Raw genomic sequence first — 11985 nt, forward strand, 5'->3', positions numbered from 1 at the left:
TCAAACGTAAAGAAGTGGCACGCGTAAATATGACGCCGCATCCGGTGGAATACGAATTGTATTATGCTTAATTAATGCGTCATCGCCGATAAAATAAAGTGCGGGCAAAAAACGTTGATTTTTTTGCCCGCACTTTTTGTTTACCGACGCGCTTATCAGGCTATGCCCACCATTTGGCTGCCAGACGATCGGTGGCAATCGCCGCGCCCATTGCCAGCGTCAGCGGCATGAACACTTCCGCGTTGCTGCGGGTGAGTTCCGCCAGAAAAACCATGGCGGTAAACGGCATTTTCTGCATAATGCCCAAAAACGCGCAGGCACCGATAATGGCGGCACCTTCCGTGGAAAGCGACGGAAACAGTGCGTTCCAGCCGATAGCCAGACTATAAGCAAAGGTACTGCCCAGCATCATAGAGGGCGTGATCAGCCCGCCGTACGCGCCCGCCGCCAGGGCAAGCCATACCGCAAGCCATTTTAACGCCATGAGTTGCAGACTTTCCGACCAACCGATCATTTCGCCGAAAGTCAGTTGATTACCGGCTTTGCCGTTGCCGAGAATTTCGGGTTGATAGATAGAAATAAAACCGATAAGGCTGAACAACAGCACGGCGACGGGAATCAGGCGTTTGTCCGTGCGCGCTAAAAACGGCAGGCGTTGGGTGGAACGACGAAATCCCCGCACCACAAGCGCGGTCAGCATGCCGATAAGCGCGGAAAAAAGCAGTAATGACGTGTTAACCGGAAACGGCGTAACCTGGCTATATTGCACCAAATCGCCCAGAAAAAAGCGCGAGACACAAGTGGAAATCACTACCGTAATCAAGGCGGCGCCCAATGCACGCAGATTGACGCTGAGCACCATGGTTTCCAGAATGAAAATCGTGGAAGCGAGCGGCACGTTATACACCGCCGTCAAACCCGCACCGGAAGCGCAGGCGAGCAGTAATCTGGCGTCACCGTCGTTCAAGCCGGCTTTTCTTACCCATGCGCTGCCGAATGCCACGGACATTTCGCGCGGCGCCACTTCGCGCCCCAACGGCGAACCCAATCCCACGGTGACGATTTGCAATAAAGCGTGGCCGACGGTTTTGAAAAACGGCACGCCTTGTTGCGGATTGTCCAATCCCTGCTTGATACTTAACAATTTTTGACCGTAACGGTGAACGGCGTACCAGCCGATTCCCGTCAGCATGCCGCAAAATGTGAGAACAAGCCAACGGCGTTCGGCGGAACTTTGCAGCACGCCTTCGCGAAACGACAGATTTTCGCCGTTCAAGCCGTAACCGAAAGCGAAATGCTGAATGCCGTGCAGAATATAAGTGAGCGAAGTGCCGAGCAACCCGGCGATGAGACCGATATAAACGAGCGAAAGATAGAAACGGAAATTAAGTTTTGTCATGTACGATGAATTGTAAGAACAAACGGCGTGACGTCGGTTGGCAGACGAATCGCGCTGAAAAGTGCGGTCAAAAAAATGAAAGAATTTTTATAGGAAATGCCGACAAGCTTGCTATCTTCCGGATTGTCGGCAATATCGAGGTTCAAAAAACTTTCGTTTTTTTGACCGCACTTTTAATGGAATTAAAATTTATACGGCGCGGGTGCCTAATTGGAAAATCACGCATTCCGCCTGGCAGCTGAACGTGAAATCGGCGGTTAAACGGAAACCGCCTTCCGTCTCGCTGATTTCGCTTTGAATTTGACAAGGCTCGGTTTCGGTATCGCGCGCTTTTTGGGTTAATTTCGCCAACGCCGCTTCCGCTTCCGCCCGAGTCGGATACGCTTTATCGAAAGTCGCTTTTAAATCGCTGTTATCCAGAATGGAACCCACGTCAAGCGTGTTGCAACCGACGCATTCAACGGGTTTATCGTTTTTCATAAATGATTATCCTATAAGTTGTTAACCGATGGGTGCACTTTACCCCCAAACGGCGCGCTAAGCAACCTTCGGCGTTGAGATTGTCGTATTTAATAGGAAATGAAAATCGTTAATTGTAAAAGCGATAGTTTTTTTCTATTTAAGTTATTCGAAAGAACGATTATGAAAATGAGCCGTGCGGTATATAATGAAGCCAACAAAGCAAAGAAGTGATAAAAAAGAGAAGGAGAAGATTATGTCAAACAAAATGAATTATCCGGTTTTAACTTTAACCGAAAAATCAAAGGCTTTAACGGCGGATGTCAATAAAAATGCCGCTCATACCGTTCCCGGTTTGGAAGTGAAAATCGGTCATTCCATTGCGGACGCGTTGCAAATGCGGTTGCAGGGTTTGAACGAATTGCAATTAATTTTAAAACATGCCCATTGGAATGTGGTGGGGCCGCAATTTATCGCCGTACATGAAATGTTGGACGAACAGGTTGCCGAAGTGCGCGAATTCGTGGATGAAATCGCCGAGCGTATTGCCGCCTTAGGCGTTGCGCCGAACGGTTTGCCGGGCAATCTGGTGGCGACCCGCCAAACCCCGGAATATCCGTTAGGTCGCGCTACCGCGCAGGATCATTTGCGTATCATCGACAAATATTATACGCACAACATTGAATCTCACCGCTTCGTGTTGGAACATTTCGGTGAATTGGATCCGATTAGCGAAGATTTGCTGGTGGCGCAAACCCGGGCGTTGGAAAAACTGCATTGGTTTATCCGCGCGCATCTGGATAACGGAACCGGCAATCTGTAAAGGCTGAATTAAGTGCATTCAAAGTGCGGTCGTAAAAAACGTTGATTTTTTTGACCGCACTTTTTTGTTGCCGCGGTTTTTTGTTACAATAGCCGGCGTTTTTTATTCATCAGGATTCATTGTGAACGTTAAGAAATCGGTGACCACGCGCATTGCCCGCTATCTGATTACGGTAATTATTTTTGCCGGCATTATGACTACTTTTGCGCTCGGCATTATGGTGAGTAACCGTTCCGACGCCGAACAAATTAACGTATCGGGTTCGTTGCGTTATCAAAGTTATCGCATTCTGCATAATCTGAGAAATTACCCGAATTTGTTGTATCAGGATTTACGCGAGTATCGCAAATCTCTGCATTCGCTGTCTTTAAGTCAAATCGACACGCAGATTTTGGTGCCGAAAGAGCTGAAAAGCGCCTATCATGACCTCATCGCGAGCTGGGGCAAAATGGAAAAAATCGCCTTAGAGCGGGATATGAACGCCTATGATGCGAATTTGGCCGATTATGTTTCGCAGGTGGATCGCTTCGTGTTTGCGCTGCAGCGCTTTGCCGAGCGAAAACTGATTATTACCAGCGTGGTGATTGTGGTGTCCATGCTGTTGATTATTGCGCTGGTCGCCAGTATTACCGCGTTTGTTAAAAAACAGGTGGCGGCGCCGTTGCAGCAATTAACGCGCGCCAGCGTGCAGGTTCAAATGCGCAATTTCCAGCATGTTCCGCTGGATGTGAATCGTTCGGACGAGCTGGGAAATTTGGCGCAGGCGTTCACTCAAATGTCTTCCGAACTGAGCAAAATTTATTCCAATCTGGAAGAACGTATCGCGGAGAAAACTCAAAAACTCACGCAAACCAACCGTACTTTATCTATGTTGTATCATTGTTCGCAGGCGCTTTCCGGCATGGATACGAACAGCGAACATTTACGTGGCGTGATGAAAAATGTGATGTTGACGGAGCATTTGCGCGCGTTGGAATTGGTGCTGATCGCCGATGACACTCATATTTTGCTGGGCGAGCCGAGTGAAAATTTCAACTGGCAATCGGTGGATGTAGGAGACGACAACAATCGTATCGGCGAGTTACGCTGGCAGACAGGCTTGCCTTGCCCGGATCCGCGCACGCTGGAAAATATCGGGCAAATGTTGGGACGATCGCTGTATTTCAGCCAAACGCAACGTCAGCAACAACAGCTGTTATTGATGGAGGAACGTTCCATTATCGCCCGCGAACTGCACGATTCGCTGGCGCAGGTGTTGTCTTATCTGCAAATTCAGTTAACTTTGCTGAAACATAATTTGAATAAAGATGCGCCGGATGCAAAAAGCAAAAGTCTGGCCATTATCCGTGATTTCGAACAGGCGTTAACCGGCGGTTACACTCAGCTGCGGGAATTGTTGGCGACGTTCCGGTTAACCGTGCAGGAAGCTAATTTGAAACTGGCGCTGGAACAGGTTATCGACAGCCTGCGCAACCAAACCTCTATTCGGATGCGTGTGACTTGCAGTTTGCCGTCGCACGTGTTTAACGCTCAACAGTTGGTGCACGCTTTGCAGATTGTGCGCGAAGCCGTGTTAAATGCCATTAAACATTCAAAAGCCAATCTGATTGAAGTGATTGCGCATACCAACGAAGACGGCGAGCAGGAAATTATTATTCGTGACGACGGCGTCGGTATTCCGAGTCTGGACGAACCGGAAGGGCATTACGGCTTGCGGATTATGGAAGAACGCAGTCGTCAGTTGAATGCGCAATTAACCATTAAAAACCGCCCGACCGGCGGCACCGAAGTTTGCATAGTGTTGTAAAAATGAAAATCAGAACTGCAAAAGAACAGGATTTGCCGCAAATTGTGGCGATTTATAATCAGGCGATTCCTTCACGCCGTATTACCGCCGATTTGACGCCTGTAACGGAACAAGGGCGTCGTCCGTGGTTTGAAGCGCATCTGAACAGCCGGCGCCATCCGATTTGGGTGCTGGAAAGTGCGGTAGAAAAAAACAAAGTTTTTGGCTGGTGTTCCTTTTCGCCGTTTTATGATCGCGCCGCATTTGACCAAACCGTGGAAATCAGCGTTTATCTGGATCAATCCGCAAAAGGCCGCGGCTACGGTTCGCAGGCGGTTCGGTTTTTGCAGGCGCAGATGGAAGAATTGGACGTACATACTTTGATGGCGTATGTGATTGAGGAAAATCACGTAAGCCGCAAAATGTTCGAAAAACAAGGCTTCCGCCAATGGGGGCGCTATCCGAACATCGCTAACATGGGCGACAGCTTACAGACTTTTTTGATTTATGGTTATCAGAAGTCGGTGGAATAGCTGACCGTTTTTTAGTTATCCAACGAAAGGCGTGATGACAAACGCCTTTTTGTCGTCGCTTACAGCAACGGGCTGACCAGGCGCACGATATTTTCTACCAGTCCCCACCATTTTTGTCGGTAGAGCCAGTCCACTTCGTCGATATAGCGGCTGTCGGCTAAATATTGCTGTTGCAACGCGGCGATTTGCTCGGTCATGTTTCGGTTGTAAATGGCCAAACTGATTTCAAGATTCAGAAAGAAGCTGCGCATATCCATGTTAACGGTGCCGAACAGGCTGAAATCGTCATCAATCACCAGCGTTTTGGCGTGTAATAATCCCGCGTTAAATTGGGCGATTTTAATGCCGTGCTTGAGCAATAACGGGAAATAAGCCCGCGAAGCGTAACGTACCATGAAGGAATCCACTTTTTCCGGCAAAATCAGGGTGACGTCCACGCCGCGGCGGGCGGCGGTGGTAAGCGCGATAAGCAAGGGCTCGTTCGGGACAAAATACGGCGTGGTAATGACGATTCGTTTGGTGGCGGAATGGATGGCGCATAGAATGGTTTCGTAAATAATGCTTTCATCCTGTTCGGGCGCGGAAGGAATGACCTGAGTGGTGATGTTGCCCGTCGGCGTCGGAATTGCCGCTACGTCCGTCTGTTCGTAACGAAGCAGATAGCTTTGCACCAGTTGCAGGTTTTCTTCGCTTTCAACGGCGATGTCAGCATACAGTACGGCGGCCATTTCCAATACCACGGCGCCGGTGCAGCGCATCATCACGTCCACCCATTCGCCCACGCCGGAATCTTTTTTGAAATAGCGCGGATCAATCAGATTAAAGCTACCGGTGTAACCGATGTAATAATCGACGACCAGAATTTTACGGTGATTACGCAGATCGTTGCGGGTATAAAGGGTGCGTAATAAACTGATGGGCAGGGAAGATTGCACGAACACGCCGGCTAATTGCAGTTTAGTGTGCCATTGGCTGCGAAAAAAGCGACCGCTGCCGATGGCGTCGGCCAATATCACACAACGTACACCGCGTTGTGCGGCGTCCAGGACGGCCTGCAACAGCGCATCGATCCTGCCTTCCGGCTCGATAATGTAGAAAGCCAGCAAGCAGCTTAATTTGGCTTGCCGAATATCGTCGATCATGGCGTTGATGATGTCATCGGTAGAGGTGAGCAATTGCATGTCGTTATGCTGATTGGCGCCCAGACCGGTGGCTTTTTTTACCATTTTTTCAATTCCCTGATGGGATTTCGGCAGTTGTGTGTCCGTGCTGAAGTGTTGTTCGTCCGTTAGATAATCCGATGCGAAGTTTTGGTAGAATTGGGTCATTTCCGACGTCCGGGCTAAACGCCGTCTGCCGATCCGGGTTTCGCCCACCAGCAAATAGGCAATAACGCCCACCATGGGAAACGCCAGCAAAATCACCAGCCAGGCGAAAGCCGAACCCGTATTGCGTTGACGGTATAACACCCGAACGGCGCAGGCAACCACAACGGTAAAGTGAAGCGCCAATAGAACTTCACTCCAGGTTAACGAAAATAACATATTCTTTCCTTCATCTGTAAAATCCGCGTTATTCCAGGGAAAAATGCAGTTCTACCGGATTGTGATCGGAACTGCGTAACGATTTACTTTGCGCGGAATGCACGATAATGCCGCGGGTAAACACATTGTCCAGAGGATAACCGAAAGCTTTAATCCGTTCGTCCGGCGAAAAATGCACGGCGGTCAGGCCTAAGGAACGGATTAACGCCTGCAACTGTTCGGTACGGTTTTTACTCCAGGCATTGAAATCGCCCGTTAACACCACGGCGCCGTGATGCCGTTCAACCAGCTGTTTTAACGTTTCCAGTTGGTATTGATAGGCGGTTGTTTTCCATTCGAAATTAACCAAATGTACGTTAACGATTAACAGCGATTGCGTTTCCACCGCAAACTGCATTGCCGCCATGACCTTCGGCAGGCGCAGCCAGGGTTCGGGTTGTGCGTTAACGCAATAACGTTCGGCCGCCAAATCGGATAAATTCAATACGCCCGTTTGTTGGTGGCGGAATTGAAACGCCAGCGTATGTAATACGGTTTGAAATTGCGGAAACGTCTGCGGAATGCGCTGTAAGGTGGTCGCTTCCTGCAGCAAAACGAACTGTTTGTCTTGCGCCAGATTCAGCAAATCCCGTTGCCATCCGTTATCCGCGCCTTTGTGAATATTCCAGCTCAGCAAGCGGAATTCGCGCATGGGCACGGTTTCGGCGCGAAGATTCTGATAACATTGCCAGCGGGTAATATTTTTATCTTTGACTTTCTCAAACACTTGTTCCTGCGGATGTTGAAACAGCACTTGCGGTGTTTGATAAAGAGTCAGATTTTTGGTTAAAAACATAGTGACGCTGCCGAGTAAAAGCGTAATAACTAAGAATAATGTGCGTTTTTTCATCTCGTGCACAAGTTGATAAATGATGCCCATCTTAGCAATAAACGGCGCAGTTGTTCAAATTTTTACCGATCACCGGGCCTGAGCGACAAAAAGTGCGGGCGATTTTTGCCGAGTTTTTTAAAAAACTTCGGTATTGTGTAGCAGTTGCAACAAGAATTAAGGCTGTTGTGCAAATACTATACAATACCGAAAAACTTGCAAAAAATTGACCGCACTTTTGCGATAAAAGCGATGAATAAATATCGCCTAACCCGTGTTACGCATACCCGCGGCGATACCGGTAATGGTGATCATCAGCGCTTGTTCGATATCCGGATTCGGATGTTCGGGATCCGCCCGCAGACGACGCAGCAATTCCACTTGCAATAGATTCAGCGGGTCGGTGTAGACGTTGCGCAGCGCGATGGATTCCGCCACCCAAGGCAAATCCGACATTAACTGATCGCCTTTGCCGGAAAGCCGTAAGACGGTGGCGATATCTTCGTTTAACTGTTTACGCAGCGATTCGCCTAAATACCAAAGTTCTTTTTTCACTAAACGTTGGTCGTAATATTCGGACAGCCAGCTGTCGGTTTTGCTGAACACCATTTCCAGCATGCCGATGCGGGTATTGAAAAACGGCCAATGGTTGCACATTTCTTCAATTACCGCCGCTTTGCCGTTTTCCATCGCCTGACGGATGGAGGCGCCGGCTCCGAGCCAGGCGGGCAGCATCAGGCGGTTTTGCATCCAGGCGAAGATCCAGGGAATGGCCCGCAGGCTTTCCACGCCGCCATGAGGATTGCGTTTCGCCGGGCGGGAGCCTAAAGGCAGTTTGGCCAGCTCTTGTTCCGGCGTTGCACTGCGGAAGTAAGGCACAAAATCCTTATCGCCGCGCACCACATTGCGGTAGATTTCGCAAGAGGAAACGGCAAGTTCGTCCATCACCCGACACCAGCTGGCTTTCGGTTCCGGCGGCGGCAGAAGGTTGGCTTCAAGAACGGCGCTGGCGTAAAGATCCAGGCTTTCTGCGGCGATAGCCGGTAAACCCAGTTTGAAGCGGATCATTTCCCCTTGTTCGGTCACTCGTAAGCCGTTTTTCAGGGAACGGGGCGGTTGGGACAATAATGCGGCGTGGGCCGGTGCGCCTCCGCGTCCTACGGTGCCGCCGCGACCGTGGAAGAGGGTGAGTTCGATGCCGGTTTGTTCGCAAAGTTTGACTAAGGCGTCCTGCGCGCGGTATTGCGCCCATGAAGCCGCCATCATGCCCGCATCTTTAGCGCTGTCGGAATAGCCGATCATGATCATTTGACGGTTGTTGATGACGCCGCGATACCAGCCGACGTTAAACAGTTGCGTCATCACTTCTTCGGAGGCGTCCAGGTCGTCCAGGGTTTCAAATAGCGGAACCACCGGCAAATGATATGAAATGCCCGCTTCTTTCAGTAATAAATGCACCGCTAAAACATCGGAAGCGGTTCTTGCCATGGAAATAATATAGCAGGAAATAATGCCTTCCGGTTGTTCAGCAATCACTTTACAGGTGTCTAAAATTTCCCGGGTTTGTTCCGAAGGCGTCCAGTTATGGGGAATTAACGGGCGGCGAGAACTCAATTCGCGAATCAGGAAAGCCTGTTTGTCGTCTTCGGTCCATTGGCTGTAATCGCCCAAGCCGATGTAACGGGTAATTTCGCCGATGGCGTCGCTGTGGCGGGTGCTTTCCTGGCGGATATCCAGACGCGATAAGGTAACGCCGAAACAACGAACGCGACGCAACGTATCCAGCAATAATCCGTTGGCAATAATGCGCATACCGCAGGCGGTTAAGGATTGATAACAATCGAAAAGAGGTTGCCAGAGTTGTTGGTCTTCGCAGATGATTTCATCCTGTTTAAACGGCGGAATGCGACCCGCAAGCACGTCGTTGTAATAATCCAGGGTGTTTCTTAATTTGGTGCGCAGGCTTTTTACCACCACGCGGTAAGGTTCCAAGTGATCGCCGTATTTTTCCCGGAATTCCTCGGTACATGCCGTCATTGACAACTCGTCGCAAAGCGCCTGAATATCGGTTAAAAACAAATCCGCCGCTTTCCAGCGAGCAAGTTGCAGCGTTTCCTGCGTAATTTTGGCGGTAACGAAGGGGTTGCCGTCGCGGTCGCCGCCCATCCAGGAAGAGAAGCGTACCGGGGTAAGATCCACCGGCAAGGCGTAATTTAAATGTTCGACGGTGGCATCGTTAAGTTTGCGGATAAAGGCGGGCAAGCCTTCCCATAAACTGTTTTCGATGACGGCAAAACCCCATTTGGCTTCTTCCAGAGGCGTCGGTCGATTGGTACGGATTTCATTGGTATGCCAGGCTTCGGCGATAAGGCGAAGTAATTGATATTCAATATTTTTTTGTTCTTCAGTCGTTAAGTCGGTATGATCCAGTTGTGCCAGACATTTGTTAATTTCAACCTGTTTATGCATTAATGAACGGCGGGTGACTTCCGTCGGATGAGCGGTGAGAACGAGTTCAATCAGCAATTTTTGCACGGTTTTTATAATTTCGTCCTGAGAAATATGTTGCTCTTTCAAACGGGCAAACAACGCCGCCGTGGAACGTTCTGCGGAAACTTTATCTTCATGGGAGCGAGACATGGTTTGATATTGTTCCGCCACGTTGGTCAGATTCAGAAACTGGCTGAAGGCGCGGGCAACCGGAATGATATTGTCCGTCGAAATATTGGAAAGCGTGTCTAATAATGCCGCCCGGGCCTTGTCGTCGCCGCTGCGGGAATTGCGCGATAATATGCGGATATTTTCAATCAGTCCGAGAATATTGTCACCCTGCGCCTCCTGAATGGTTTCGCCCAAAAAGCGCCCCAGCATGTTGATGTTGTTACGCATCATCAAATATTCTTCTGTCATAAGAGTCCTCCGAAAAATAAAAAATTTTTGAGGTATTTATACCTGCGATGGGGTAGGTATAAACAAAAGTTATGTGAAGATCAAATGATATTTCCGATAAATGGGGAAAATTAAAAAATATGCTTTTAAATTAGTTGTTATTTAAAAATATAGGTGAATTTTTAGAGGAATTCTTAGCAAAAACGTGAAAGCCAAAACGGTAAATTAATTTGAAAATATTGTTTCCGGGGATTGAAAAAACTATAAAAAAATGACCCGCACTTTATCAAATGGGTTTGCTTCTTTGACTTTCGGTGCGGATCAACTTTTTGCTTGTTCCCGTTAATTTTAGAGGAACATGTTGGCAAATAACAAACCAAAGCAGATGCTGAAGAACATGCTGAGCAAGCCCGGAATCATAAAGCTGTGGTTGAAAATATATTTACCGATTCGAGTGGTACCGGTGGTATCAAAGTCGATTGAGGCAATGATCGGACCATAGTTAGGAATGAAGAAATAACCGTTTACCGCAACAAATACCCCGATAAGCACTGGCGCAGGAATACCCAAACCGATACCGAGCGGGAACAGAGTGGCAACCGTAGCCCCTTGGCTGTTTACCAGTACGGATAACGCAAATAAAGCGAAAGCGAAGGCCCATGGTGCGGTATGTACTAATTCGGATACCATTTCTTTAACTTCGGTCATATGCGCTTGCATTAACGTGTCGCCCAACCATGCGATACCGAAGATGGCGATAACCGCGCGCATACCGGCGTGGAACACGGATCCTTTGGTGATTGCGGTGCCGTCCGGTTTACAGAAGAAGATGATAAGCGCGCCGATTGACAACATGACGATTTCAATGGTGTGCGCCATACCCATCGGTTTGCCGTCAAAGACCGGGCGTAATGACGGTATCGCACCCATTAACACAACCAGTAACGCGCCTAATAAGAATAAAGAAACGGAGATTTTAGCGCTTGAAGTGATTTCAATTTCCTCAGGATTGCTGTCTGCGTGAATGGATTTTACGTATTCCGGATCTTGCAAACGTTTTTGGTATTCCGGATCGTCTTTTAATTCTTTACCCATTTTATTTACAAAAATACAGGCTAAAGCGATACCCAATACGGTTGCCGGCATAGTCACCGAAAGCACGTTACCCAATGTGATGCCTTGCGGTTCAAGGTAAGCGACGACCGCAACCACGGCGGCGGCAATCGGACTGGCGACAATGGCGAATTGCGAAGCGATAACCGCCATAGAAAGCGGACGTTCGGGACGAACGCCGTTGTGGCGGCTGACTTCCGCGATAACCGGTAACACGGAATAAGCTACGTGACCGGTTCCCGCCAATACGGTGAATGTCCAGGTTACCGCCGGTGCCATAAAGGTAATGTATTTCGGATTACGGCGCAGAATGTTGGTTGCGATTCTGATCATATAATCTAAACCGCCGGCCGCCTGCATAGATGCCGCGGCGGCAACTACCGCCATAATCATAAACATTACGTCAATCGGCAAACCGGCGGGTTTCAGCCCGAATCCGAAGGATAAGATAGCCAGCCCTAAGCCGCCGAATACACCCAAACCGATACCACCGACCCGTGCACCCACCAGGATACAGAGCAATACGATGGCAAATTGGATTATAAACATTGCAGTCATAATTGTTCTCCAT

The 11985-nt window shown here is 49.0% G+C and carries 10 protein-coding genes; 3 read left to right on the forward strand and 7 right to left on the reverse strand.

What is annotated here, in order from left to right:
* Nucleotides 1-160: 160 nt before the first annotated feature.
* The 3 genes from P7M01_RS06340 to P7M01_RS06350 are packed head-to-tail and all read right to left on the reverse strand — an operon-like array spanning nt 161 to nt 1879.
* On the reverse strand, nt 161-1399 hold the full coding sequence (locus P7M01_RS06340; RefSeq protein ID WP_317483542.1) for a chloride channel protein: 1239 nt from the start codon (nt 1397-1399) through the stop codon (nt 161-163).
* A complete protein-coding gene (locus P7M01_RS06345) occupies nt 1396-1545 on the reverse strand; it encodes a hypothetical protein (RefSeq protein WP_202936682.1) in 150 nt (49 codons plus the stop codon). The genes P7M01_RS06340 and P7M01_RS06345 overlap by 4 nt, the downstream gene beginning before the upstream one ends.
* 43 nt (nt 1546-1588) lie before the next feature.
* Entirely contained in the window at nt 1589-1879 is a 291-nt protein-coding gene (locus P7M01_RS06350) for a YfcZ/YiiS family protein (protein WP_317483543.1), read from the reverse strand.
* A gap of 235 nt (nt 1880-2114) precedes the next feature.
* Between P7M01_RS06350 and P7M01_RS06355 the strand changes: the two genes are divergently transcribed.
* From P7M01_RS06355 to P7M01_RS06365, 3 genes are all read left to right on the forward strand, one after another.
* Nucleotides 2115-2681 (forward strand): Dps family protein, encoded by a 567-nt coding sequence (locus tag P7M01_RS06355; RefSeq protein WP_394853226.1) that lies wholly within the window; start codon nt 2115-2117, stop codon nt 2679-2681.
* 121 nt (nt 2682-2802) lie between these two features.
* On the forward strand, nt 2803-4488 hold the full coding sequence (narQ, locus tag P7M01_RS06360; protein WP_317483544.1) for a nitrate/nitrite two-component system sensor histidine kinase NarQ: 1686 nt from the start codon (nt 2803-2805) through the stop codon (nt 4486-4488).
* Nucleotides 4489-4490: 2 nt separating this feature from the next.
* Nucleotides 4491-5000, forward strand: coding sequence for a GNAT family N-acetyltransferase (locus P7M01_RS06365; protein ID WP_317477797.1), 510 nt, complete (start codon nt 4491-4493; stop codon nt 4998-5000).
* A 59-nt stretch (nt 5001-5059) separates the two neighbouring features.
* On the opposite strand, the gene cls is transcribed toward P7M01_RS06365, so the two are convergent.
* The 4 genes from cls to P7M01_RS06385 all read right to left on the reverse strand — a co-directional run bounded on the left by cls (nt 5060) and on the right by P7M01_RS06385 (nt 11972).
* On the reverse strand, nt 5060-6544 hold the full coding sequence (gene cls / locus P7M01_RS06370; RefSeq protein WP_317477764.1) for a cardiolipin synthase: 1485 nt from the start codon (nt 6542-6544) through the stop codon (nt 5060-5062).
* Nucleotides 6545-6572: 28 nt separating this feature from the next.
* Nucleotides 6573-7433, reverse strand: a complete 861-nt coding sequence (locus P7M01_RS06375) for an endonuclease/exonuclease/phosphatase family protein (protein WP_202936687.1) — start codon at nt 7431-7433, stop codon at nt 6573-6575.
* Between the two features lie 246 nt (nt 7434-7679).
* Nucleotides 7680-10322, reverse strand: coding sequence for a phosphoenolpyruvate carboxylase (ppc, locus tag P7M01_RS06380; protein ID WP_317483545.1), 2643 nt, complete (start codon nt 10320-10322; stop codon nt 7680-7682).
* 327 nt (nt 10323-10649) lie between these two features.
* Nucleotides 10650-11972, reverse strand: a complete 1323-nt coding sequence (locus tag P7M01_RS06385; RefSeq protein ID WP_317477766.1) for an anaerobic C4-dicarboxylate transporter — start codon at nt 11970-11972, stop codon at nt 10650-10652.
* Nucleotides 11973-11985: the final 13 nt, after the last annotated feature.

Source organism: Exercitatus varius (assembly GCF_029577735.1).
In the GTDB taxonomy this organism is placed as follows: domain Bacteria; phylum Pseudomonadota; class Gammaproteobacteria; order Enterobacterales; family Pasteurellaceae; genus Exercitatus; species Exercitatus varius.